The organism is Pseudomonas mosselii, from assembly GCF_003205295.1.
GTDB classification, from domain to species: Bacteria; Pseudomonadota; Gammaproteobacteria; order Pseudomonadales; family Pseudomonadaceae; genus Aquipseudomonas; species Aquipseudomonas mosselii_B.
The window spans coordinates 30352-53152 of sequence record NZ_QJRP01000006.1 but is presented as its reverse complement, the minus strand read 5'-3'; the positions used below and the strand labels follow the sequence as shown (position 1 = coordinate 53152).

Genomic DNA, 22801 nt, shown 5'->3' with positions numbered 1-22801 from the left:
CTTACCACTCGAAGATCTTCCAGGACGGAATCAGCATGTCCGGCTGGTCGGAACGAATGAAATTGCCTTCGGAGCCATCGGCGCGTACCAGGAAATAAGGTTTTCCACCTTTCGGCGTGACCTTGATCGCATACAGGAAGCCGTTTTGACGGTATTCCTGGATGGTCTTGTCGCCTTCCGTGCGAATGGTTACATCGGGATCGGCCGATGGGGCTTCGTCCGCCGCCAGGGTGACGACCGGCATGGTGGCCAGCAGACCGAGCAGTAACAGGCGAATGGGTGTGCGCATGATAACCTAGTCCTTTTGTCGTCATTGATCCGGCTATTCTAGCGCCGGACCCGTCGAAAAGGTTGATTCTCCTCATGAGCCAAGCGCCCCTCGTCCTGGTGGACGGTTCGTCCTACCTCTACCGCGCCTTTCACGCGCTGCCGCCGCTGACCACCTCCAAGGGCATGCCCACCGGCGCGGTCAAGGGCGTGCTGAACATGCTCAAGAGCCTGCGCAAGCAGTACCCGGACAGCCTGTTCGCGGTGGTTTTCGACGCCAAGGGCGGGACCTTCCGCGACGCCATGTTCGCCGAGTACAAGGCTAACCGCCCGAGCATGCCCGACGACCTGCGGGTGCAGGTCGAGCCGCTGCACGCCAGCGTCCGCGCCCTCGGCTACCCGCTGCTGTGCGTCGAAGGCGTGGAGGCCGACGACGTCATCGGCACCCTGGCGCGCAGCAGCGCCGCCGCCGGCCGCCCGGTGATCATCTCGACCGGCGACAAGGACATGGCCCAGCTGGTGGACGGCCACGTCACCCTGGTCAACACCATGACCGGCAGCGTGCTGGACATCGCCGGCGTGCACGAGAAGTTCGGCGTAGGTCCCGAGCACATCATCGACTTCCTCGCCCTGATGGGCGACAAGGTCGACAACATCCCCGGCGTGCCGGGCGTTGGCGAGAAGACCGCGGTCGGCCTGCTGACCGGAATCGGCGGCGGCCTGCGCGACCTGTACGACAACCTCGACAAGGTGCCGGCCCTGGCCATCCGTGGCGCCAAGACCCTGCCGGCCAAGCTCGAGGAACACCGCGACGCGGCCTTCCTGTCCTACGAACTGGCGACCATCAAGTGCGATGTGGCGCTGGATGTCGAAGTGGACGCCCTGGTCTGTGGCGAACCGGACCGAGAGGCGCTGCTGGCGCTTTACACCGAGATGGAGTTCAAGAGCTGGGTTGCCGATGTCCAGCGCAGCGCGCCCCAGGCCGGTGGCAGCGTCGTCGCCGACGCGGAGCCGGTGGCCGAGAAGGTCGAGCCGAAGTACGAGACCATCCTTGACCAGGCGCGTTTTGACGCCTGGCTGGAGAAGCTGCGCCAGGCGCCGCTGTTCGCCTTCGACACCGAGACCACCGGCCTCGACGCCCAGCAGGCGCAACTGGTTGGCCTGTCGTTCGCCGTCGAGCCCCACGAGGCCGCCTACGTGCCGCTGGCCCATGATTACGAAGGCGCCCCCGTCCAGCTGGACCGCGACGCGGTGCTGCTGGCCCTGAAGCCCCTGCTGGAAGACCCGACCAAGGGCAAGATCGGCCAGAACGCCAAGTACGACATCAACATCCTGGCCAACGGCAGCCCGGCCATCCTGATGCGCGGCGTGGCCTACGACACCATGCTCGAGTCCTACGTGTTCAACTCCACCGCCACTCGCCACGACATGGACAGCCTGGCGCAGAAGTACCTGGACCACTCCACCATCGCCTTCGAGGATATCGCCGGCAAGGGCGCCAAACAGCTGACCTTCAACCAGATTCATCTGGACAAGGCCGGCCCCTATGCCGCCGAGGACGCCGACATCACCCTGCGCCTGCACCACGCGTTGCAGGCGCGCCTGGCCGAGACACCCAGCGTGCAGCCAGTGCTGATGGACATCGAGATGCCGCTGGTACCGGTGCTGGCCCGCATCGAGCGCCAGGGCGCACTGGTGGATGCCGCGCTGCTCAAGGTGCAGAGCGGCGAGCTGGGAACAAAGATGGTCGAGCTGGAACGCGAGGCGTTCGAGCTGGCGGGCGAGACGTTCAACCTGGGCTCGCCCAAGCAGCTGGGGGGGATCCTCTACGACAAACTGGGCATGCCGGTGCTGAGCAAGACCGCCAAGGGCCAGCCGTCCACCGCCGAGGCAGTGCTCGATGAGCTGGCCGAGCAAGGCTACCCGCTGCCCAAGGTGCTGATGCAGTATCGCAGCCTGAGCAAGCTCAAGAACACCTACACCGACAAGCTGCCCGAGCAGATCAACCCGCGCACCGGACGCATCCACACCTCCTACCAGCAGGCCGTGGCCGCCACCGGGCGCCTGTCGTCCAACGACCCGAACCTGCAGAACATCCCGATCCGCACCGCCGAAGGTCGACGCATACGCCAGGCCTTCGTCGCCAGCCCCGGCTACCGCCTGCTGGCGGCGGACTACTCGCAGATCGAGCTGCGCATCATGGCCCACCTGGCCAAGGACGAAGGCTTGCTGCATGCCTTCCGCAATGACCTGGATGTGCACCGCGCCACCGCCGCCGAAGTGTTCGGCGTCGCCCTCGAGAATGTCACCAACGACCAGCGCCGCAGCGCCAAGGCGATCAACTTCGGCCTGATCTACGGCATGAGCGCGTTCGGCCTGGCCAAGCAGATCGGCGTCGACCGCAAGCAGTCCCAGGACTACATCGACCGCTACTTCGCCCGTTACCCCGGCGTGCTGGCCTACATGGAGCGCACCCGCGCCCAGGCCGCCGAGCAGGGCTTCGTCGAAACCCTGTTCGGCCGCCGCCTGTACCTGCCGGATATCAACGCCAAGAACCCGGCCCTGCGCAAAGGTGCCGAGCGCACCGCGATCAACGCCCCGATGCAGGGGACCGCGGCGGACATCATCAAGCGCGCCATGGTGGCTGTGGACAACTGGCTGACCGAGAGCAAGCTGGATGCGCGCGTGATCCTGCAGGTGCACGACGAACTGGTGCTCGAGGTGCGCGAGGACCTGGTCGAACGGGTGAAAGATGAAATCCGTGTCCACATGAGTGGCGCGGCGCAGCTGGATGTACCGCTGCTGGTGGAAGTGGGTGTTGGCGCGAATTGGGACGAAGCTCACTAAACGCCGCGTGAAAGCTGTGTAGGATCTGCGGCGTAGTGTCGCGGATCCGGTGCTGGCCTCGGGCCTTAGATCGGGAGTTTCATGAAACTATCGCAAATAGTTTCGAGGGGCTCGGAACTAAACCGGTGAACCGCCACTCAGAGGTACTGAATGGCTGGTGAAGCCTTTCGATGCTCCTATGTTGTGTTAAGTGTTGGCAGATATCTGGACCCCGCCCTAGCGGTCCGGACTTGGACCCCGAACTTCCCCCTCCCCATACGAAGTCCGGGGTTTTTTTTGCCCGGAATTCGGCGTTTTGGCTGGATGCAGACCCTGTGGAAGCGGGTTTACCCGCGAATGCGGCGGTGAACCCAGCATCGCATTCGCGGGTAAACCCGCTCCCACAGAAGTTGTACCAGCCTTCAAGCCACCGGCTTGTCTTCCAGCTCCATCCAGTCAGCCAGCACCCGGTAGGCCTCCTCCAGCCCCTGGCGCTTGGGCGCCGAGAACAGCTGGATGGTCGCCGCATCGCCCCAGCCCTTGCGGATTTCCGCCTGCACCTTGAGCAGGGTGTTCTTGCCGGCGCCATGGGTCAGCTTGTCGGCCTTGGTCAGCAGGATGTGCATGGGCATGCCGCTGGCCTTGGCCCAGTCGAGCATCATCTTGTCGAAGTCAGTCATCGGGTGGCGGGTGTCCATCATCAGGATCACCCCGCGCAGGCACTCGCGGCTGCCCAGGTAGGCCTCCAGGTGTTTCTGCCAGTGCTGCTTGAGCGGGATCGGCACTTTTGCATAACCGTAGCCCGGCAGGTCGACCAAACGCCGTTCATCGTCCAGACTGAAGAAATTCAGCAGCTGGGTGCGCCCGGGGGTCTTCGAGGTGCGCGCCAGGCTGGCGTGGGTCAGGGTGTTGAGGGCGCTGGATTTACCGGCGTTGGAACGGCCGGCGAAAGCCACCTCGTAACCCTGGTCTTCGGGGCATTGTTCGACCTTGGCGGCGCTGAGGGCGAATTTGGCTTTCTGGCAGAGGCCGAGGATGGGGTTCTTGACTTGCATGGGATTTCCGATGTGGGTGTTGCCCAGCGCTGGAGGCGTAGGACCAGGCCTGGCAAGCGGTGTCGTTTCCGTTTGGCTGGCGGAAGTATATAATGCCCCAGTTTTTGTGTGCTCATTCGCCCAGCGAAGGCAATTGAGCATGGGGTGTCGAACAATAGCTCGCGCAACAGAACGCAGCGCGGCCCCCAACCCTGTCAGGTCGTTTCGCATGGCGAAATGGCTGTTTGCTGTCGGTATGTTCCTGCCGTTTTTCAGCGCACAGGCTACACAGGATCCCGAGGCGTTGTACAACCGCACGTGCGCGGCCTGTCACGCCGGACAACTGCCCCAGGCACCCAAAAGCGGTGACCGGGCGGCTTGGGAGCCAAGGCTGGCGCGAGGCATGGAGCAACTGGTGGCACATGTTACACAGGGTTTCAAGGCTATGCCGCCGCGTGGATTGTGCATGGACTGCAGTGCCGAGGACTACCGTTTGGTCATCCTTTGGATGAGCGGCAGTCCCGATACATAACATTTCACCCTTAGCCGTGTTGGATTAGCTGATGAACAAACTATTCGTGAGTCTGCTGTTGACCATGGGGGTCGCAGGTGCGGCAACTGCTGCAGGCCCCATCAAAGGCGATGCTGCTGCCGGTCAGGCCAAAACAGCTGTCTGTGGGGCCTGCCACAACCCTGACGGCAACAGCCTGGCACCGAACTTCCCGAAACTCGCCGGCCAAGGTGAGCCCTACCTGAACAAGCAGCTGCATGACATCAAGGACGGCAAGCGTACCGTGCTGGAGATGACCGGCATGCTGGCCAACTTCAACGACCAGGACCTGGCCGATATCGCCGCCTATTTCGCCAGCCAGAAAGGCAGCGTTGGCGCCGCCGACCCGAAACTGGTCGAGCGCGGCAAAGCCCTGTTCAATGGCGGCAACCTCGAGAAAGGCATGCCCGCCTGCACCGGTTGCCACTCCCCCAACGGCGCGGGCATCGCCCTGGCGAAATTCCCGCACCTGAGCGGCCAGCACGCACAGTACGTCAGCAAGCAGCTGACCGACTTCCGCGAAGGCAACCGCACCAACGACGGCGACGCAATGACCATGCGCACCATCGCCGGCAAGCTGAGTAACAAGGACATCGAAGCGCTGTCCAGCTACATCCAGGGCCTGCACTGAAATACGCGTTAACACTCGGTTAATGCATCAGCGCTAAAGATGAAAAGGGCAGCCCAGGCTGCCCTTTTTTCTATCCGTAGCCGTTACACTACAGAACTCGAGCCCTTCCCGACCTGTCCTACACAGGTCGCGTCGAGGCGACCAAAGACTGCTCAGGAGTAAAGCATGCGTAAACTGATTCTCAGCGCTGCGCTGGTCGCCGCCAGCGTATTCGGTATGGCCGCCGTACAGGCAGCGGAGCCTGTGGCCGGCAAGGAATATATCGAGCTGAGCAACCCCGTGCCGGTGTCGGTGCCAGGCAAGATCGAGGTCGTCGAGCTGTTCTGGTATGGCTGCCCGCACTGCTACCACTTCGAACCGACCATCAACCCTTGGGTCGAGAAGCTGCCCAAGGACGTCAACTTCAAGCGTGTGCCGGCCATGTTCGGTGGCCCCTGGGATGCCCACGGCCAGATGTTCCTCACCCTCGAAGCCATGGGTGTTGAGCACAACGTCCACAACGCGGTGTTCGATGCCATCCAGAACAAGCGCATGCGCCTGACCAAACCTGAGGAGATGGCTGACTTCCTGGCCACCCAGGGCGTGGACAAGGACAAGTTCCTCGCCACCTTCAACTCCTTCGCCATCAAGGGGCAGGTCAACCAGGCCAGAGAGCTGGCCAAGAAGTACGAAATCACCGGCGTCCCGAGCTTGGTCGTCAACGGCAAGTACCGCTTCGACCTGGGTACCGCCGGTGGTCCGGAAGGCGTGCTGAACGTCGCCGACCAGCTGATCGCCAAGGAGCGCGCCGCTAAGTAAGCGGCGACTGCCATGCGCTTGCGTGCCACGCGAGGCATCGGCCTGCCCCAGCCGCAGGTCAACGAGCATCACCTGCGGGCCACCGGCCTGCCGGAAGATGGTCGCCTGCGGCTGCTCAGTTTCAATATCCAGGTCGGCATCAGTACCGAGCGTTATCGGCACTATGTCACCCGCAGCTGGCAGCACCTGCTGCCGCACAACGGGCGCGCCGGCAACCTGCAGAAGATCGGCGACCTGCTCGGCGACTTCGACCTGGTGGCCCTGCAGGAAGCCGACGGCGGCAGCCTGCGCTCCGGCTTCGTCAACCAGGTCGAGCACCTTGCCCAGTTGGGCGCCTTCCCTTACTGGTACCAACAGCTCAACCGCAACCTCGGGCGTTTCGCCCAGCACAGCAACGGCGTGCTCAGCCGCCTCAAGCCCCAGCACCTAGAAGACCACCCCTTGCCTGGCCCGTCCGGCCGCGGGGCGATCCTGGTGCGCTTCGGCGAGGGCGAGGATGCGCTGATCGTGGTGATGATGCACCTGGCCCTTGGCGCCAAGACCCGCGCCCGCCAGCTGGCCTACATCCGCGAGCTGATCGGTGGCTATCGCCACCAGATCCTCATGGGTGACATGAACACTCACGCCAACGACCTGATCGAGCACTCGCCACTGCGTGACCTGGGCCTGATCGCGCCCCAGGTCGAGGCCACCTTCCCCAGCTGGCGCCCTCAGCGCTGCCTGGACCATATCCTGCTCAGCCCGAGCCTGACGCTCGAGCGAGTCGAGGTATTGGCGCAACCCATTTCCGACCACCTCCCGGTTGCCGTCGAGATCCGATTGCCTGATGCCCTGACTGTGGATACGCTGCCGGTCCTGAGTTAGTCCTGCCTGGGCGAATCCAGCACTCAAGTGTTGGGCTTTTCCGCCGAAATCCAGTGATTGCAGGATTAGATGCCACTACCCGTTGCGGATCCAGGCATGACCGAAGAAGCCGAGCGCTGGAAAGAAAAATACCTCAAGAGCATCGAGCAGCAGGAAAAGCTCGAGCGGCGCTGGGAAGCCCGCCTCGACCTGCTGCGTCGTGGCCTGGTGCGCAGCACCCTGGCGGCTGAAGGTAGCGACAAGACCGTTGACCAGTGCATGAAGGAAATGCGCGAGGTCATCCGCAGCGACAACATGGACGCCGGCCTCGCCGGGCTGATTCCCCGCCTGGAAAAAGCCGTGCTCGACTCTGAGCAGCGCCGTGAGACCCGCATGAACCAAGTCAGCGAGGCGCTGACTGCACTGGTCACTCAGTTGCAGACCCTGCCGCTGCCGGGCGAGCTGTCGCGGCCGCTGAAGAAACTGGCGAAGAAGCTCGACGGTGGGGTCAGCCAGTCCCGCGAACTGCCGCCCTTGCTGGGTGAGCTCAGCGGCTTGCAGGGGCGTGCCCTGAGCGCGGTGCAAAAGCCCGAGGATGAGGCCCGCCCTGGGTTCCTGCAGCGTCTGTTCGGTGGCCGTGACGAGCCTCAGGATGAGCTGGTGCCTGCGCCTGTGGCCGTCGAGACACCTGTGTCTGCGCCGCAGGAGGCTCCCGTCATCGCGCCTGAGGCGCAGCCAAGGGATGCCGACGAGCTGCATGCCCTGGCACCCGCGCCGCATGTCACGCCTGAGCCTGCTGCATTGCCCGAGCCTGAACTCGAGTTGCCCGGTCCCGCACTGGTTGAAACCACGCCTGTGCCTGTCGCCGAGCCGCAGCCTGAACCACAAGCAGAGGCGCAGCCGGTAGAAGCAAACGCTCCTGAACCCGAGGCCCTTGTCGAGGATGTGCAAGCCGCATCGGATGAGCCGGAACCCGCGACAGAGGAAATCCTCGGCGAAGACGGTCCCTATGCCCTCCCCGATGCCGTCGAGCCGCCGTACAGCCAGGTCGCTGCCCATATCGAGCAGACCCTGATCGGACTGCTCGACGACCTTAGCCTGCCGGAGCGCCACAAGGCACAGGCCCTGGAGATGCGCGAGCGAGTTTCACGGGGGCTGAACTGGTACGAGCTGATCCCGGTCCTGGATGACCTGGCCGTGCTCATGCTAGCGATCACCGACAGTGGCCAGCATGAGTTCGAAGCCTACCTGCAACAGCTCAACGAGCGCCTGGAGACCTTCCAGAGCCATCTGCATGAAGCCAGCGCCGGTCACGCCGACAACAGCTCCGCCGCCCGCGAGCTGGACAGCCAGCTGCGCGAGCAGGTCGATGGTCTGCAAAGCAGCGTGCAGGGCGCCGTCGATGTCGACAGCCTCAAGCATATCCTGGAGAACCGCCTCGAAGGCCTGTTGGTTACCATGGATGATCACCAGCACGAGCGCGATCGTCGCGAGCACGAGCTGGCCAGCCGCCTGCAAGGGTTGGCCGAGCGCGTGGCAAGCATGGAGCAGGAGGCCCTCGGTTACCGCGAACACCTCGAGGAGCAGCGCCAGAAAGCCATGATCGATCCGCTGACCGGCCTGCCCAACCGTGCGGCCTGGGGCGAGCAAGTCGAGCGTGAGGTGCTCGACTGGCAGGAAAACGGTGGCCACCTGGCCATGGCCATCCTCGACCTCGACCATTTCAAGCGTATCAACGACGGCTATGGTCACCTGGCGGGCGACAAAGTGCTGAAGATCGTTGCCGACCAGCTGCGCAAGCGCCTGCGCGGGCGCGACTTCATCGCCCGTTTCGGCGGCGAGGAATTTGTCCTGCTGTTGCCGCAGACTTCGCCGCCGGCAGCGGTGCAGGTGGCCGAAGCACTGCGTGCGGCCATCGAGGCCTGCCCGTTCCACTTCAAGGGCGAGCGGGTAGTCATCACCACTTCCATCGGCATCAGCGCCTTCCGCTCCGGTGAGCGCGGCGACCAGGTGCTCAAACGCGCTGACGAGGCGTTGTACCGGGCCAAGGACAATGGCCGCAACCGCGTCGAGCAGGCATAAACAAGTACCGCTTCTCTGGCTCCGAGACCGTTGAGACTAAGGGTGAGCGCTGGCTATTCAGCGCCTCGCCTACAGATCGACGACAGGAGTTTGAAGAATGAAAATGACCCGATTGATCATGCCGCTGCTGTTGGGCCTGGTTTTCCAGGCAAGTGCAATGGCCAAGGATCAGTTCTTTACCGCACGTGTGGGTGCCGACGGCACGGTCCTGCACCAGTGGCCCCAGTGGATCAGTGAGGTGGAGCGCCAGGCGCAGGCCAATTACTTCACTCAATACAAGCTCAAGTTCAATCCACGCATCGTGCAGCAAGACCCGGGGTTCTGTTCGGTGTCGCCAATCGATGCCAGCAGCTATGACCGACAACTGCATGGCCAAGCCAAGGTGATTGGCAACCCGCAGGTCACGCATGCCACGGTCATGACGCAGCTGGTGGACATGAAAGGCGCCAGCGGCGACAACTCACTGGAGTTTCTGGTCATGTGTATTCGCTGAGCGGATGCAACGCGCTCTGACGCCAAGCGGTCAGCACGTTATACTATAGCGCTGTTGCCGCTTACCTAATGACGTATTCCCGCAATGAAAAGACTCTTCACTGCCCTGCTCCTGCTGGCCCTGGCAGGTTGTTCCAGTGGTCTGCGCATCGACCGCAGCCATCCTTCGGCCAACCAGGACAGCCGCATACAGTTCGTCGTGCTGCATTACACCAATGCCTCGCTGGAGCGTTCCCTCGCCCTGCTGACCCATGGCGAAGTCAGCAGTCATTACCTGATCGGTGACGGCCCGGCCACGGTCTATCAGCTGGTGGACGAGAATCGCCGTGCCTGGCACGCCGGGGACAGCCAGTGGCAAGGCCGCACCTGGCTCAATTCCAGCTCCATCGGCATCGAGATCGTCAACGAGGGGTACACCGACACGCCGACCGGGCGGGTCTGGCATCCCTACAGCGAAGCGCAGGTGCAGGCGCTGATCGCGTTGCTCAAGGATATCGTCCAGCGCAACAACATCGACCCGCGCCACATCATCGGCCACAGCGACATCGCGCCGTTGCGCAAGCTCGATCCGGGCCCGCTGTTCCCCTGGAAGCGCCTGGCCGACGCCGGCCTGGGCATCTGGCCGGATGCCGCCTCGGTAGCACGGCAACAGGCCTATTTCGAGGTCAATCCGCCGAGCATCACCTGGTACCAGCAGCAGCTGGCGCGCTTTGGCTACGCCATCGACCAGACTGGTGAGCTGGATGTGTCGACCCGCCATGTGATCGCCGCGTTCCAGATGCGCTTCCGTGCGCAACGCTTCGACGGTATGCCGGATGCGCAGACCGCCGCGATGTTGCAGGTGCTCAACCGCAAGCGCTGAGTCTCAGTGTCTTGGCCCTGTAGGAGATTGCCCCGCCTTTTGGGGCTGCGCTGTCGCTCAGGGAACTGTCCCCTGTGGGAGCGGCCTTGCGTCGCGAAAGGGGCGCGCAGCGGCCCCAGGTTCTGAAGCCACCATCAAAACTGCCGGGGCTGCTGCGCAGCCCTTTCGCGACGCAAGGCCGCTCCTACACAGGGGACGGAACAATCCTGAACATCCACACGCCCAGCGGCTACGCCAAGCTTCGATTCAGTTGCTATACCTTTGGTATTCAACTGGATGCCACGCATGTTTGACCTCCTCGCTTCGGTGCGTCAATTTTTCCACCGACCCTGGCTGTTGGCCGCGCTCGCGGCGTTGGCCAGTGCCGTGCTGTTGCTGGCGATCAGCGTCAATGTGGCCTTGCAGCAGATGAAGCAGAGCGAAAGCGCGCAGATGAACGCCCAGGGCGAGCGTTTCCTGGAGCGCCTGGAACAGGTGTTCGGTCAGTTGCGCGAGGGCGTGGACCAGCTTCAGGCGCAACCTCTGCGTGGCTGTGACCCGCAGATGCTGGCGCAACTGCAGCAGGTGGCGCTGAAGTCGCGGTTCATCTACGAAGCGTCCTACGTGGACGGCTCACGGGCCTGTTCGAACCGCGGCGGCGAGCGGCTCATCGAGCCCTTGCGCAGCCCGGACATCCAGGGCCCGACCTACAGCTACTGGCTCAACACCACCACCGAACCCAACGAGAACCTCGCGGCGCTGATGCTGGGCCGGGGCCGCTTCGTGGTGTCCACCTCCCGTGGCCATCTCACGGACGTGGTCGACCTGCCCCCGGGCGGCAGCCTGCTGGTGGTGCTGGACCGGGGCACGCGGGCCATCCCGGTGCTGGGGCCGGCGCAACCCTGGCCACCGATCGCCGATTGGCCGCCGCCGCAGGGCAAGTCGCTGATCGAACTGCCCGACCGCCTGGTCTATCGCATGTCCACCAAGTCGCCGGACTACCAGCTGGTGTTGATCGCCCCTCGTGCCAGCTTGCCCCTGAAGCTCAACGGCCTGCTCTGGTTGCTGTTCCCCGGCAGCCTGGTGCTGGCGGCGTGCATCGGCTGGCTGGTGCTGCAACTGATCCTGCAGCGCCGCTCGATGAGCTCGGAGCTGCAGCAGGCCTTGCGCCGGGGCGAACTGCAGGTGCTGTACCAGCCGATCTTCGAGCTGGACAGCCGCCGCTGCGTCGGGGCCGAGGCGCTGGTGCGCTGGCGCCGCCCGGACGGCAGCCTGACCAGTCCGGAGTTGTTCATTCCCCTGGCGGAGAATACCGGGCAGATTCGCCAGATCACCGACTTTGTCCTGCAGCGGGTGCTCGAGCAACTGGGGCAGTTGCTGCGGGCCAACCGCCAGCTGTACATCTCGGTGAACCTGGCGGCCTGCGATGTCATGGTGCCGCGTATCGGCCGGGTAGCGGCGCGGCTACTGGCCCATCATCGGGTGGCGCCCCGGCAGATCGCCTTCGAGGTGACCGAACGCGGGCTGATCGATGTGGTGGTCGCGCGGGACAACCTGCAGGCCCTGCGCGCCGTGGGCCACCAGGTGTTGATCGATGACTTCGGCACCGGCTATTGCAGCCTGGCCTACTTGCAGACATTGCCCGTGGACTGCCTGAAGATCGACAAGTCGTTCATCGACGCCCTGGGCCATGACGCCGCCAGCAGCGGCGTGGCGCCACATATCATCCGCATGGCTCACGATCTGCACCTGCGGGTGATCGCCGAAGGGATCGAGTCCGAGGACCAGGCGGTGCTGCTCAACAGCGAGGGGGTCAACTATGGCCAGGGCTGGTTGTTCGCCCATCCGTTGAACGCGCGTCAGTTTGCCGAGCTGATTACCCGGGGGCGGCGGGTGGCGGGGCGGCGGATCGATGATGAGCCTTGAGGATGGATTGCCTGTGCCGGCCTCATCGCGGGGAAAACTTAGCGAGTCCCTGTGGGAGCGGGTTTACCCGCGAAGCAGGCGCCGCGGTGTGTGGCACCGGCTTCGCCGGTGTTCGCGGGCAAGCCCGCTCCCACCGAAAACAACTGTCAGACCGGTAAGGCCATGTAGAACTGCGTACCCTGCCCAGGCCGCGAGAATACACCCATCCGCCCGCCATGCAGCTGGACTATCTCCTTGCACAGCGCCAGGCCCAGGCCGGCCCCGCCCTTCTTGCGCCCGACCTGCACGAACGGCTCGAAGATCCGTCCTTGCTGGCCGTAGGCGATACCTTCGCCATTGTCCTCGACGCTGATGATCACTCGTTCGGCATGGCGCCGCGCGTGCAGGCGAATGCGCCCGCCGCTGCCGGTGTGCCGGATGGCGTTGTGCAGCAGGTTGTCGAGCACTCGTTCGAGCTGCGCGACGTCGGCCTGGATGCGTGGCAGCGGTGGCTCCAGCTCGCGTATCAGCTCGATCTGCTTGTCCGAGGCCTGTTCGGCAAAGCGCGCCTGGGCCCGTTCGAACAGTTCGTCGAGGGCGCACGGGGCGAGCTCCAGCTTTTGCAGGCCGCTTTGATAACGGGAGAAATTGAGCAGGTCGTTGATCAGCTGGGTGAGGCGCTGCATCTCCTCGGCGATGGTTTCGAGCAGGTCGTTTTCCCGCGCCTCGGGCGGGAAGCTGACACGCTCGCGCAGCAGGCCGAAGGCCATGTGCATGCCGGTGACCGGCGTGCGCAGTTCGTGGGAGGCGCGCAGCACGAACTCGCTGCGTACCCGCTCGAAGGCGCGTTGCTCGGTGACGTCGTGCAGCACCATCACCGCACCGAGGATCGGCCCCTCGGGGTGGCTGACCGGGGTCAGGCTGTAGGTCAGCAGGCGGGTTTCCTCGTCCACCTCCAGGCTCAGGTCGTCGGGTGGGCGGTCCAGGCTGCCGCCGCGCAGCACCTGGCGCAACTGCTGTTCCAGCTCGGGGCGTTGCAGGGCTTCGGCGAGCCCCACGCCCAGGCGACTAGGGTCCCAGCCGAGCTGGCGCTGGGCTACCGGATTGAGGTGCTCCAGGCGGCCCTGGCGGTCGATGATCAGCAGGCCGTCGTCGATGCTGTCGAGTACCGCCTGCAAGCGCTGCTGGCCGGCCTGCAGTTCATCGACGTTGGTCGCCTGGTGCTTGCGCAGGGCATCGGCCATCAGGCCGAAGCGGCGAGTCAGCTGGTTGAGCTCGGTGGCCTGGGTCACCGGCAGGGTAACATCGAAGTTGCCCTGGCCGACCTGGTCGGCGGCCTTGGCCAGCGCCTCGATCGGCTGGCCGAAACGGCGGGCGATGTTGTGTGCGGTGATGAAACCCAGTATCAGTACGGTGAGGCCCATCAGCCCCAGCAGACCGCTGATCAGCAGGGCGTGGTCGCGTGACTTTTCCTCGCTGCGGCTGATGTGTTCCAGGGCTTGGCGGTGGGAGTCCAGCAGGTCGGCGCGGACCTGGTTGAAGGCGGCGCCGAGCGGTTGGTCCACGCCCATGCTGCGGGCGGGCGTCGGGCTTTGCCGGTAGGCCTGGACGAACGCCTGGTAGTTGCTGGCGGCCTTGCTGAAGCCGGTGCGCTCGCCGCCTTGCTCCAGCCCTTGCTTGAGAAGCGCCTGGAACTGGTCCTGCAGGGTGACGAGGGTATTTGCAGTGGTGTCCTCGTCGAGAATCAGGTTCAGCTGTTCGCCCAGGTTCTGCCGCAGCTTCAGGCCCAGTTCGAGGGTGTTGGTGGTGTCTTGCACCACGCGCTGCTGCAGGGTTGCCATCTGCAGCACGCTGAATAGCCCCAGCATCAGCCCCAGCAGGGCTACCGTGACCAGGGCCGAGATGCTGAGAAACAGCCGCGTGCGCAGCTTCATCGGCCATTTCATAGGTTGTACTGCTTGCGCTTGCGATACAGGGTGGAGGCATCGATGCCGAGGGTCTTGGCCGCCTGGTCGAGGGTGTCGCTGGAGGCCAGCACCGCGCCGATATGGGCGCGCTCCAGTTCGTCCAGGCTCAGTGCCGCGCCGACCCTTGGCGCGTTGCTGACGGGCTGCTCGGCCATGCCCAGGTGGCTGATCTCCACCCATTCCTGTGGGCAGATGATGCTGGCGCGTTCGATCACGTTGCGCAGTTCGCGGATGTTGCCCGGCCAGCGATAGTTGAGCAGTGCGGCGCGGGCTTCGTCGCTGAAGCCTCGGGCCGGGCGCGAGTATTCCTTGACGAAGCGGGCCAGGAAGCGGTCAGCCAGGGTCAGGATGTCATCGCTGCGTTCGCGCAGCGGCGGCAGGTGCAGGGTGATGACGTTCAACCGGTACAGCAGGTCTTCACGGAAGCGGTTTTCGCGGACCATCTCGTCGAGGTTGAGGTTGGTGGCCGCGAGGATCCGCACGTCTGCCCGGCGGGTGACCGGGTCGCCGACTCGCTCGTACTCCTTGTCCTGGATGAAACGCAGCAGTTTTGGTTGCAGCGTGAGGGGAAAATCGCCGATCTCGTCGAGAAAAAGTGTGCCGCCATCGGCCTGGCTGACTCGCCCCAGGGTGCTTTCGCTGGCGCCGGTGAAGGCGCCGCGGGTATGTCCGAACAGCTCGCTTTCCATCAGCTCGGCATTCAGCGAGGGACAGTTGATGGTCACGCAGGCCTTGCGCGCACGCTTGCTCCAGCCGTGGATGGCGCGGGCCAGCTCACCCTTGCCGGTACCCGACTCACCCAGGATGAGGATGTTGGCGTCGGTGGTCGCCACCTGGCGGGCAGTTTCCAGCACCGCCATCATCGCCGGGCTGTGGGAGTCCAGACCATCCTTGGGTTTGCGCACTTCGCCCTCGAGGGCCTCCAGCCGTGCCGACAGCTGACGCACCTCCAGCTGCTTGGCGGTGGCCAGGCGCAGCTGGTCGGGGCTGCAGGGCTTGACCAGGTAGTCGGCGGCGCCGGCCTGGATGGCATCCACCGCGGTGTCGATGGCCGAGTGGGCGGTGACGATCACCACCCGCATCCAGGGCGCCTGGATGCGCATCTGCGCCAGCACGTCCAGGCCATTATCCTCGCCCAGGCGCAGGTCCAGGAAGCACAGGTCGAACACCTGGCGCTGCAACAGGGTCTCAGCCTGGGCGGCGCTGTTGGCGGTCGCCACGCTGTAGCCCTCGTCCTCGAGGCAATAGCGGAAGGTACGCAGGATGGCGGACTCGTCGTCCACCAGCAGAATGCGGCCTTGGTTGTCCTGGGCTGATTCCATTTCCTGCGCTCCTTTAGGATTGATCTCAATTAGTGTCGGAAAAATCGGGCAAGTTGCATGGTCGATTCTGATTGATTCCGCTCCATGCATGCTAGCCGTACGCCTTCATGATGGCTAAGTGGCTGAAAAATCTGAAGTTGATTGTTGGCAACAGGCTGGCATGAGGGTTGCGGGAGTCTCAGGTTGAGGTATGCGAAAGGAGGTTCCGTGATGTCGATATACCCTCGAGCGGCCGTGCTGACGGCCTGTGCACTGGCGATGATCGCCCCGGCCCTGGCCGACCCGGTCCAGGATGCGCGCCTTGAAGGCGCCCTGCAGACGGCCCTGTCCCTCAACCCCATGCTCAACGCCTTCCCTATAAAGGTAGAGGTCGATGACCAGCACGCGCGACTTTCAGGTGAAGTGGAAAACCCCGTCGAACGGACCTTGGCCGAGCAGGTAGCGCTGGCTACCCGTGGGATCGAGCAGGTGGACAACCAGCTGCGGGTCGAGCCGAGCCTGGTGAACAAGCCCCTGGAGCTGCGCGCCTATGCCCAGCGCCTGGAGGACGCCACCCTGGCCGCGGTGGTCCGCGCCCGCCTGCTGTGGAGCCGGGTCACCGAGAAAGCCGCCATCGAGGTGCAAAGCCGCGAAGGCGTGGTGACCTTGCGCGGCAAGGTCGACAGCCCCGAGGCCAAGGATCTTGCCGGGGTGCTGGCGCGCACCACGCAGGGGGTGTATCTGGTCAACAACCTGGTCAGCCTGGACAGCACAGCCCTGGCCCAGGCCCGGGCAAAACCGCTCGATGCCCCTGCAGGCCCGCAGCCCGGCGACAGCTGGATCGTCGACAAGATCCAGGCCAGCTACCGCTTCAGCCGCAACCTCGACGGTCTGAATATCAAGGTGGCCAGTGACGGGGGGCTGGTCAGGCTGTCCGGTGAGGTAGTCAGCAGCGAACAGAAGGCCATCGCCGTGGAAGTCGCCAGGCAGATCGTTGGCGTGCGTGGTGTGGATGCCGACCTGTTGAAGGTCGCGACCAAGGTGGAGGGTTGAATCGTGCAAATCGCACGACCCGTTTTCGGGATATCGTGCAGTATACGTTCCGCTCCATTGTGAGTTATTTATATAAGCAATTGATTTAAAAGGATTTTATTGCTGAATCAAGGCTGGCATGCAGGCTGCACTGACTTATCCAGAGCGGATAACAAGTACAGCAGGAGGAGCCGGCATGAATCGCCCCCAAGACAATCGCACGCAGAGCGCTGTAGTACCCCTGCACCAGCTGCTGTTCCTCGGCATGGCCCTGCTGCTCACCTTGGCGGCAGGCCTCTTCTACCACAGCTGGCAGACCGCCCGGCTGGCCGAGCAGGTGGCGATGCAGACCGCGCTGTTGACGCAAATGCGGGCAACCCATGCCACCACCCTGGTCAAGGCTGCCGAGCCGCTGCCCAGTGCCGACAACGCCCCTGCTGTTCTCGAGCGTGTAGCGCCCGAGGAACGTTGGGTGTTCTGACGCCATCGACCGATTTCGCACAAGAAAAGGAGAAACATCATGCTGAGTTGGGCTATTACCTTCCTGATCATCGCCATTATCGCCGCAGTCCTGGGCTTTGGTGGTATCGCTGGCGCCGCGACCGGTATCGCGAAGATCCTGTTCATCGTCTTCCTGGTGCTGTTCGTCGCCTCCTTCTTCTTCGGCCGCGGCAGAGGTTGATGACCATGAGCAGGATGCTCCCCAAAGCCCTGGTCGTCGCGCTGCTGCTGGGCAGCGGCGCGGCGCTGGCGGCCAATGACGGTCAGGTCCGGGCCAACCAGTTGCTCGGATCGGACCCCGAATACCAAGAAACCTGGCAGAAGACCCTCAAGAACGAGGAGCGCCTGCCCGAGTGGGTGATCAACCTGAGCGGCAGCTCGGCGCAGCAGATGTCGGCGGTGACCGAGGACGGCGACAAGTACCTGGTCGGCCCGTTGTGCGAGTCCGAAGGCAACTGCACCTACAAGCGCCTGATCGTGGCCTTCAGCTGGGACAAGGACGAAGCCTACGGCATGCTCGTGGAGGTGCCCGAAGGCCTGCCCGCCGACAAGTCGCCCACTCGCCATGCCGACTACCGCTGGCTGGGCAAGCCGGACGATGGCATGAAAGCCTTGCTGCAGGAACAGCTCAAGCGCGACCCGAACTGGTACTGACCAGCGGTCGCGCACTGTAACGAGATAGAAGCTGAACCTTTTTATCTTTCAGGCTTCTATGATGCGCCGCCCCGAGGAGGGGCGGCGCATGACCAGGGGGCCGGGCCGTTCTGACTGTTGCAGGGTCGGAGTGGCCTAGGGGTACAGGGAGTGCCTCCGTCATGGGCCGGGTCAGGAGAGGGTGGCATCGGAAGTTGCAGGTCGGTTGTGTCCGAACAGGACGATGTGACCGATCTGGCTTCCGAAGCGCCTGTAGGGTTCTTTCCTTTAATACGAGCGACTTTTTACTTCAGACACATTTTGTCGCTACCGTATATCGAAATTTTTTTAGTTGTCCGACAGGTCAGTTCGCGTGGCATTTCAGCCATTCGGATTGTCGAACACGCCACTTCACACCTTTCTGTCACTCCGTCAAATCGGCCTAAAAATGGCACTTTGGTCTTGTTCGGAAATCCGAACGTTGAAAATCAAGGGCTTGGCGATGCCCGATTTTGGCTTCTGGTCTCATGCCGATTCGGCATAGGGTAGTCGTTTCCGGCATTAGACTGCCCCTCCCCACGTCGCAATAGTTGCCGCCTTTTTCCTCGGCCCGAGCGCCAGCAATGTTCGCTCGCGGTGTCCTTACAGTGGGACGCCGGACTGACCAGGTGCAACCGGAATGGCTCTAAGCCGCTCTGGAATGCGCCTTTTTGGCCGGTGCCCGTGACCACTACAACAAAGGGTAATGACATGAAGAAGGCAAAACTGAGCCTCGCCTGGCAGATCGTCATCGGTCTGTTGCTGGGCGTTGCAGTCGGCGCGCTGCTGAATCATTTCAGTGCAGAAAAGGCATGGTGGATCAGCAACGTCCTCCAGCCGGCCGGCGACATCTTCATTCGCCTGATCAAGATGATCGTCGTCCCGATCGTGATTTCGTCGCTGATCGTGGGCATCGCCGGGGTTGGCGACGCGAAGAAACTGGGCAGCATCGGCCTGAAGACCATCATCTACTTCGAGGTGGTGACCACCATCGCCATCGTCGTCGGCCTGGTCCTGGCCAACGTGTTCCACCCGGGCGCCGGCATCGACATGAGCACCCTGGGCACCGTCGACATCTCCAAGTACCAGGCCACCGCGGCCGAGGTGCAGCATGAGCACGCGTTCATCGAGACCCTGCTCAACCTGATCCCGTCGAATATCTTCGCGGCGCTGATGCGTGGCGAGATGCTGCCGATCATCTTCTTCTCGGTGATGTTCGGCATGGGCCTGTCGAGCCTCAACGCCGACCTGCGCGAGCCGCTGGTGCGTACCTTCCAGGGCGTGTCGGAGACCATGTTCAAGGTCACCCACATGATCATGAACTACGCCCCGATCGGCGTATTCGCCCTGATCGCCGCCACCGTCGCCAACTTCGGCTTCGCCTCCCTGCTGCCGCTGGCCAAGCTGGTGCTGCTGGTGTACTTCGCCATCGCCTTCTTCGCCTTCATGGTGCTGGGCCTGGTGGCGCGCGTGTTCGGCTTCTCGATCATCAAGATCATGCGCATCATGAAGGACGAGCTGATCCTCGCCTACTCCACCTCCAGCTCCGAGACCGTGCTGCCGCGCGTGATCGAGAAGATGGAGAAGTACGGCGCGCCGAAGTCGATCTGCTCGTTCGTGGTGCCGACCGGCTACTCGTTCAACCTCGACGGTTCGACCCTGTACCAGAGCATCGCGGCGATCTTCATCGCCCAGCTGTACGGTATCGATCTGTCCTGGAGCCAGCAGCTGCTGCTGGTGCTGACCCTGATGGTCACTTCCAAAGGTATCGCCGGCGTACCGGGCGTGTCCTTCGTGGTGCTGCTGGCCACCCTGGGCAGCGTGGGCATTCCGCTGGAAGGCCTGGCCTTCATCGCCGGTGTCGACCGCATCATGGACATGGCCCGTACCGCGCTGAACGTCGTGGGCAACGCCCTGGCCGCAGTGGTCATCGCCAAGTGGCAGGGCATGTACGACGCCGAGAAAGGCGCGGCGTACTACCAGTCGCTGGTGCTGGAAAAAGGCAAGAAAGAGGCTGTGGTGGCGGGCAAGACCGTCAACCAGTAAGCCGCTGAGCTGAACGAAGAGCCCCGACTTGTCGGGGCTTTTTGTTTTGTAGGCGACCACTCCCCCTGTAGGAGCGGCCTTGTGTCGCGAAAGGGCCGCAAAGCGGCCCCAGCTATTTCTGCCTTGGCGCTGAGATCCTGGGGCCGCTACGCGCCCCATCGCGACACAAGGCCGCTCCTACAGGTACGCGGCCTCCAGCCAGGCACCGGCATGCGCTATTATTCGGGCATTTTTCACGGGGGAACACACGGATGCTCAACGGCCTCTGGCTCGGCTTTTTCCTGGTGGCGGCCATCTCCGCCCTGGCCCAATGGCTGGTGGGCGGCAACGCCGGCATCTTCGCCGCGATGGTCGAGAGCATCTTTGCCATGGCCAAGCTGTCAGTGGAGGTCATGGTCCTGTTGTTCGGTACCCTGACCCTGTGGCTGGGCTTTCTGAAGATCGCCGAGAAGGCCGGCATCGTCGAATGGCTGGCCAAGGTCCTCGGCCCGCTGTTCGCCCGGCTGATGCCGGAAGTGCCGCCCGGCCACCCTGCCCTGGGCCTGATCACCATGAACTTCGCCGCCAACGGCCTGGGCCTGGACAACGCCGCCACGCCCATCGGCCTGAAGGCCATGCGCTCGCTGCAGGAGCTCAACCCCAGCAGCACCACGGCGAGCAACGCGCAGATCCTGTTCCTGGTGCTCAACGCCTCGTCGCTGACCCTGCTGCCGGTGACCATCTTCATGTACCGCGCCCAGCAAGGTGCGCCCGATCCGACCATGGTGTTCCTGCCGATCCTGCTGGCCACCAGCTGCTCGACCCTGGTCGGCCTGCTGTCGGTGGCGGTGATGCAGCGCCTGCGCCTGTGGGACCCGGTGGTGCTCGCCTACCTGATCCCCGGCGCCCTGCTGCTGGGCGGTTTCATGGCCTTCCTCGGCACACTGTCGGCGGCCGCGTTGGCCAGCCTGTCGTCGATCCTCGGCAACCTGACGCTGTTCGGCGTGATCATGCTGTTTTTGGTGATCGGCGCATTAAGGCGGGTACAGGTGTACGAGGCCTTCGTCGAGGGCGCCAAGGAGGGCTTCGACGTGGCCAAGAGCCTGCTGCCCTACCTGGTGGCGATGCTGGTGGCGGTCGGCGTGCTGCGTGCCTCGGGCGCCCTGGAGCTGGCGCTGGACGGCATCCGTCACGCGGTGACCTGGATGGGCCTGGACACCCGCTTCGTCGAGGGCCTGCCCACTGCGCTGGTCAAGCCGTTCTCCGGCAGCGCAGCGCGGGCCATGCTGATCGAAACCATGCAGACACAGGGTGTCGACAGCTTCCCGGCGCTGGTGGCGGCGACCATCCAGGGCAGCACCGAGACCACCTTCTACGTGCTGGCGGTGTACTTCGGCGCCGTGGGCATCCAGCGCGTGCGCCACGCCGTCGGTTGTGCCCTGCTGGCCGAGCTGGCCGGGGTGATCGCGGCGATCTTCGTCTGCTACTGGTTCTTCGCCTGAGCCTGGCTGACGGTCCAGTCGATCACCTGGCGCGCCAGCTGGTCGCTGGCCGCGCCGAAGCCGGCGACCACCGCCGGCACCTGCTGCTCGCCCAGTGCCTGGTGCACCTCGAAGCGTTTGCTGGCGAGGATGCGTTGGCTGCGGCCCTGCACCAGTCGCGCATCGTAGCGGATCACCACTTCCACTGCCCCGCCCGGGCGATATTCGCTCTGGAAGGCCTGTAGCTCGCCACCCAGCTCGTAGTCGGCCTGCAGGTTACTGTCATCGGCGCTCAGGCGCTGCACCCGGCCATCGCGCTGGAAACCGTCGAGCAGGCGGTTGCGTACCAGCATGGGTACCGGGTCGCTCCAGCGTGCGCCCTTGTAGCTGCTGATCACGTCACCCTGGGGAACCACCGCGATGCGCGGCCCGGCCAGGGCTTCGCTGGCCAGCGGCTTGTTCAGGCGCAGCGACCAGTCCAGCGGCGCGGCGGCACGAGCCGACTGGTTCACCGGCAGGCGGTAGATATCCACAGGCTCGCTCTGCGGCAGGATCGAACAGGCCGAGGCCAGGCTCAGCGTGGCGACGGCGAAGGCCAGGCGCAGCGACGGGATCATGGCTGGAACTCCTTGTTGTTGTCGCGGCCCAGCAGGTAGCCGCTGGGGTCGGCTTCCAGGCGCCGGGAGATGCCCTTGAGCGAGTTGAGGGTCTCACGCAGTTCGCGGATCGCCGGGGCGATCTGGTTCAGTCCCTGGGCCCCGTCGTCCAGGGACTGACGGTTGTCCTGCAGCAGGCTGTTGATGGTGGCGGTGCTTTCGGCCAGCGACTGCATGGCCTGCTCGGCGCTGCCGATGGCCTGCTTGCCCTGGGTGCCGAGCAGGCCGTTGGCATTGCGCATCAACGCCTGGGTTTCGGCCAGGGTGGCGTTGGCCTGCTTGCCGACCTGGGCCAGTTGCTCGATGGCGTCGGTGATACCGCCCTTCTGGCTGGCGAAGGCGCCGGTGGTCTGCTCTAAGTTGGCCAGGGTGTTGCTCAGGCGCTCGATGTTGCTTTCAGAGAACATCAGGTTGGCGTTGTGCAGCAACAGGTTGATGTTGGTCACCAGGTCGCTGCTGTCGTTGAGCAGGCGCGAGATCGGCGAGGGCGAGGCGACGATCACCGGCAGCTTGCCGTCCTTGCCCTTGAGCTCAGGGCTCTGCGGGGTGCCGCCGCTGAGCTGGATGAAGGAGTTGCCGGTCACCCCAGCCAGGGTCAGCTTGGCCTGGGTGTCCTCCTTGACTGGCGTGTCGCCGCTCAGGCGCACTCGGGCCAGCACCCGGCGCGGGTCCTTCGGGTCCAGGCGCAGGCTGCTGACGTCGCCGACCTTGATGCCGTTGTACTGCACCGGGCTGCCGCGGGACAGGCCCGAGACCGCCTCGTTGAACACCACTTCGTAGTCCTTGAAGGCGTCGTCGACGCTGGACTTGGTCAGCCACAGGCCGAACAGCATGGCGCCGGCCACCACCAACACGGTGACCAGGCCGATCAGGACATGATGAGCTCGGGTTTCCATC

Annotated in this window: 21 protein-coding genes; 15 read left to right on the top strand and 6 right to left on the bottom strand. The window is 64.0% G+C overall.

Going from position 1 to position 22801, the window contains the following annotated elements:
• Position 1 precedes the first annotated feature (1 nt).
• A complete protein-coding gene (locus DMX06_RS07875) occupies positions 2 to 289 on the bottom strand; it encodes a DUF2782 domain-containing protein (RefSeq protein ID WP_110736028.1) in 288 nt (95 codons plus the stop codon).
• Between the two features lie 74 nt (positions 290 to 363).
• Here DMX06_RS07875 and polA point away from each other — a divergent pair, with 74 nt between their 5' ends.
• Positions 364 to 3114 carry a DNA polymerase I gene (gene polA, locus DMX06_RS07870; RefSeq protein ID WP_110736026.1) on the top strand — a complete coding sequence of 917 codons (2751 nt, stop codon included), beginning with the start codon at positions 364 to 366 and terminating at the stop codon, positions 3112 to 3114.
• Positions 3115 to 3515: 401 nt separating this feature from the next.
• Here the strand turns inward: polA and yihA are convergent, their stop codons facing one another.
• A complete protein-coding gene (gene yihA, locus DMX06_RS07865; protein WP_110736025.1) occupies positions 3516 to 4148 on the bottom strand; it encodes a ribosome biogenesis GTP-binding protein YihA/YsxC in 633 nt (210 codons plus the stop codon).
• A 208-nt stretch (positions 4149 to 4356) separates the two neighbouring features.
• On the opposite strand from yihA, the gene DMX06_RS07860 reads away from it, so the two are divergent.
• The 8 genes from DMX06_RS07860 (at position 4357) to DMX06_RS07825 (ending at position 12290) form a co-directional block, all read left to right on the top strand.
• Positions 4357 to 4659 carry a c-type cytochrome gene (locus DMX06_RS07860; RefSeq protein ID WP_110736023.1) on the top strand — a complete coding sequence of 101 codons (303 nt, stop codon included), beginning with the start codon at positions 4357 to 4359 and terminating at the stop codon, positions 4657 to 4659.
• 31 nt (positions 4660 to 4690) lie between these two features.
• Positions 4691 to 5308: a c-type cytochrome gene (locus DMX06_RS07855; RefSeq protein WP_110736021.1), complete on the top strand. Its 618-nt coding sequence runs from the start codon at positions 4691 to 4693 to the stop codon at positions 5306 to 5308.
• Positions 5309 to 5473: 165 nt separating this feature from the next.
• Positions 5474 to 6106 (top strand): thiol:disulfide interchange protein DsbA, encoded by a 633-nt coding sequence (gene dsbA, locus DMX06_RS07850; protein WP_110736020.1) that lies wholly within the window; start codon positions 5474 to 5476, stop codon positions 6104 to 6106.
• 12 nt (positions 6107 to 6118) lie between these two features.
• Positions 6119 to 6970 carry an endonuclease/exonuclease/phosphatase family protein gene (locus tag DMX06_RS07845; protein WP_110736018.1) on the top strand — a complete coding sequence of 284 codons (852 nt, stop codon included), beginning with the start codon at positions 6119 to 6121 and terminating at the stop codon, positions 6968 to 6970.
• A 96-nt stretch (positions 6971 to 7066) separates the two neighbouring features.
• Positions 7067 to 9031 (top strand): GGDEF domain-containing protein, encoded by a 1965-nt coding sequence (locus DMX06_RS07840; protein ID WP_110736016.1) that lies wholly within the window; start codon positions 7067 to 7069, stop codon positions 9029 to 9031.
• 97 nt (positions 9032 to 9128) lie between these two features.
• Positions 9129 to 9524: a hypothetical protein gene (locus DMX06_RS07835; protein ID WP_110736015.1), complete on the top strand. Its 396-nt coding sequence runs from the start codon at positions 9129 to 9131 to the stop codon at positions 9522 to 9524.
• An 84-nt stretch (positions 9525 to 9608) separates the two neighbouring features.
• Positions 9609 to 10385: an N-acetylmuramoyl-L-alanine amidase gene (locus DMX06_RS07830; protein ID WP_110736013.1), complete on the top strand. Its 777-nt coding sequence runs from the start codon at positions 9609 to 9611 to the stop codon at positions 10383 to 10385.
• Positions 10386 to 10670: 285 nt separating this feature from the next.
• Positions 10671 to 12290, top strand: a complete 1620-nt coding sequence (locus DMX06_RS07825) for an EAL domain-containing protein (RefSeq protein WP_110736011.1) — start codon at positions 10671 to 10673, stop codon at positions 12288 to 12290.
• 146 nt (positions 12291 to 12436) lie between these two features.
• Here DMX06_RS07825 and DMX06_RS07820 read toward each other — a convergent pair whose 3' ends face one another.
• Both DMX06_RS07820 and algB read right to left on the bottom strand, forming a co-directional pair.
• The gene (locus DMX06_RS07820; RefSeq protein ID WP_110736010.1) at positions 12437 to 14215 is read right to left on the bottom strand and encodes a KinB sensor domain-containing domain; all 1779 of its coding nucleotides are present in this window, start codon (positions 14213 to 14215) and stop codon (positions 12437 to 12439) included.
• Entirely contained in the window at positions 14212 to 15558 is a 1347-nt protein-coding gene (gene algB, locus DMX06_RS07815) for a sigma-54-dependent response regulator transcription factor AlgB (protein ID WP_110736008.1), read from the bottom strand. Before algB ends, DMX06_RS07820 begins: the two co-directional genes overlap by 4 nt.
• A 210-nt stretch (positions 15559 to 15768) precedes the next feature.
• Between algB and DMX06_RS07810 the strand changes: the two genes are divergently transcribed.
• From DMX06_RS07810 to DMX06_RS07785, 6 genes are all read left to right on the top strand, one after another.
• Positions 15769 to 16590: a BON domain-containing protein gene (locus tag DMX06_RS07810; protein WP_110736006.1), complete on the top strand. Its 822-nt coding sequence runs from the start codon at positions 15769 to 15771 to the stop codon at positions 16588 to 16590.
• Between the two features lie 175 nt (positions 16591 to 16765).
• Entirely contained in the window at positions 16766 to 17050 is a 285-nt protein-coding gene (locus DMX06_RS07805; RefSeq protein WP_110736003.1) for a hypothetical protein, read from the top strand.
• A gap of 39 nt (positions 17051 to 17089) precedes the next feature.
• A complete protein-coding gene (locus DMX06_RS07800; protein WP_008092060.1) occupies positions 17090 to 17251 on the top strand; it encodes a DUF1328 domain-containing protein in 162 nt (53 codons plus the stop codon).
• A 5-nt stretch (positions 17252 to 17256) separates the two neighbouring features.
• On the top strand, positions 17257 to 17724 hold the full coding sequence (locus DMX06_RS07795; RefSeq protein ID WP_110736307.1) for an inhibitor of vertebrate lysozyme family protein: 468 nt from the start codon (positions 17257 to 17259) through the stop codon (positions 17722 to 17724).
• Positions 17725 to 18453: 729 nt separating this feature from the next.
• Positions 18454 to 19788 carry a glutamate/aspartate:proton symporter GltP gene (gltP, locus tag DMX06_RS07790; protein ID WP_050703212.1) on the top strand — a complete coding sequence of 445 codons (1335 nt, stop codon included), beginning with the start codon at positions 18454 to 18456 and terminating at the stop codon, positions 19786 to 19788.
• 251 nt (positions 19789 to 20039) lie between these two features.
• On the top strand, positions 20040 to 21269 hold the full coding sequence (locus DMX06_RS07785) for a nucleoside recognition domain-containing protein (RefSeq protein WP_110736000.1): 1230 nt from the start codon (positions 20040 to 20042) through the stop codon (positions 21267 to 21269).
• Here the strand turns inward: DMX06_RS07785 and DMX06_RS07780 are convergent.
• The gene (locus tag DMX06_RS07780; protein WP_110735998.1) at positions 21251 to 21865 is read right to left on the bottom strand and encodes an ABC-type transport auxiliary lipoprotein family protein; all 615 of its coding nucleotides are present in this window, start codon (positions 21863 to 21865) and stop codon (positions 21251 to 21253) included. The two genes, DMX06_RS07785 and DMX06_RS07780, sit on opposite strands and share 19 nt — an antisense overlap.
• Entirely contained in the window at positions 21862 to 22800 is a 939-nt protein-coding gene (locus DMX06_RS07775) for an MlaD family protein (RefSeq protein ID WP_110735996.1), read from the bottom strand. The genes DMX06_RS07780 and DMX06_RS07775 overlap by 4 nt, the downstream gene beginning before the upstream one ends.
• Position 22801: the final 1 nt, after the last annotated feature.

What these genes read in the sequence shown, in the direction of transcription:
- DMX06_RS07805 (WP_110736003.1), top strand. Translation starts at nt 16,766, where the DNA reads ATGAATCGCCCCCAAGACAATCGCACGCAGAGCGCTGTAGTACCCCTG.
- yihA (WP_110736025.1), bottom strand. Translation starts at nt 4,148, where the DNA reads ATGCAAGTCAAGAACCCCATCCTCGGCCTCTGCCAGAAAGCCAAATTC.
- dsbA (WP_110736020.1), top strand. Translation starts at nt 5,474, where the DNA reads ATGCGTAAACTGATTCTCAGCGCTGCGCTGGTCGCCGCCAGCGTATTC.
- DMX06_RS07845 (WP_110736018.1), top strand. Translation starts at nt 6,119, where the DNA reads ATGCGCTTGCGTGCCACGCGAGGCATCGGCCTGCCCCAGCCGCAGGTC.
- DMX06_RS07785 (WP_110736000.1), top strand. Translation starts at nt 20,040, where the DNA reads ATGCTCAACGGCCTCTGGCTCGGCTTTTTCCTGGTGGCGGCCATCTCC.
- DMX06_RS07860 (WP_110736023.1), top strand. Translation starts at nt 4,357, where the DNA reads ATGGCGAAATGGCTGTTTGCTGTCGGTATGTTCCTGCCGTTTTTCAGC.
- algB (WP_110736008.1), bottom strand. Translation starts at nt 15,558, where the DNA reads ATGGAATCAGCCCAGGACAACCAAGGCCGCATTCTGCTGGTGGACGAC.
- DMX06_RS07830 (WP_110736013.1), top strand. Translation starts at nt 9,609, where the DNA reads ATGAAAAGACTCTTCACTGCCCTGCTCCTGCTGGCCCTGGCAGGTTGT.
- DMX06_RS07775 (WP_110735996.1), bottom strand. Translation starts at nt 22,800, where the DNA reads ATGGAAACCCGAGCTCATCATGTCCTGATCGGCCTGGTCACCGTGTTG.
- DMX06_RS07825 (WP_110736011.1), top strand. Translation starts at nt 10,671, where the DNA reads ATGTTTGACCTCCTCGCTTCGGTGCGTCAATTTTTCCACCGACCCTGG.
- gltP (WP_050703212.1), top strand. Translation starts at nt 18,454, where the DNA reads ATGAAGAAGGCAAAACTGAGCCTCGCCTGGCAGATCGTCATCGGTCTG.
- DMX06_RS07795 (WP_110736307.1), top strand. Translation starts at nt 17,257, where the DNA reads ATGAGCAGGATGCTCCCCAAAGCCCTGGTCGTCGCGCTGCTGCTGGGC.
- DMX06_RS07810 (WP_110736006.1), top strand. Translation starts at nt 15,769, where the DNA reads ATGTCGATATACCCTCGAGCGGCCGTGCTGACGGCCTGTGCACTGGCG.
- DMX06_RS07820 (WP_110736010.1), bottom strand. Translation starts at nt 14,215, where the DNA reads ATGAAATGGCCGATGAAGCTGCGCACGCGGCTGTTTCTCAGCATCTCG.
- polA (WP_110736026.1), top strand. Translation starts at nt 364, where the DNA reads ATGAGCCAAGCGCCCCTCGTCCTGGTGGACGGTTCGTCCTACCTCTAC.
- DMX06_RS07780 (WP_110735998.1), bottom strand. Translation starts at nt 21,865, where the DNA reads ATGATCCCGTCGCTGCGCCTGGCCTTCGCCGTCGCCACGCTGAGCCTG.
- DMX06_RS07875 (WP_110736028.1), bottom strand. Translation starts at nt 289, where the DNA reads ATGCGCACACCCATTCGCCTGTTACTGCTCGGTCTGCTGGCCACCATG.
- DMX06_RS07855 (WP_110736021.1), top strand. Translation starts at nt 4,691, where the DNA reads ATGAACAAACTATTCGTGAGTCTGCTGTTGACCATGGGGGTCGCAGGT.
- DMX06_RS07800 (WP_008092060.1), top strand. Translation starts at nt 17,090, where the DNA reads ATGCTGAGTTGGGCTATTACCTTCCTGATCATCGCCATTATCGCCGCA.
- DMX06_RS07835 (WP_110736015.1), top strand. Translation starts at nt 9,129, where the DNA reads ATGAAAATGACCCGATTGATCATGCCGCTGCTGTTGGGCCTGGTTTTC.
- DMX06_RS07840 (WP_110736016.1), top strand. Translation starts at nt 7,067, where the DNA reads ATGACCGAAGAAGCCGAGCGCTGGAAAGAAAAATACCTCAAGAGCATC.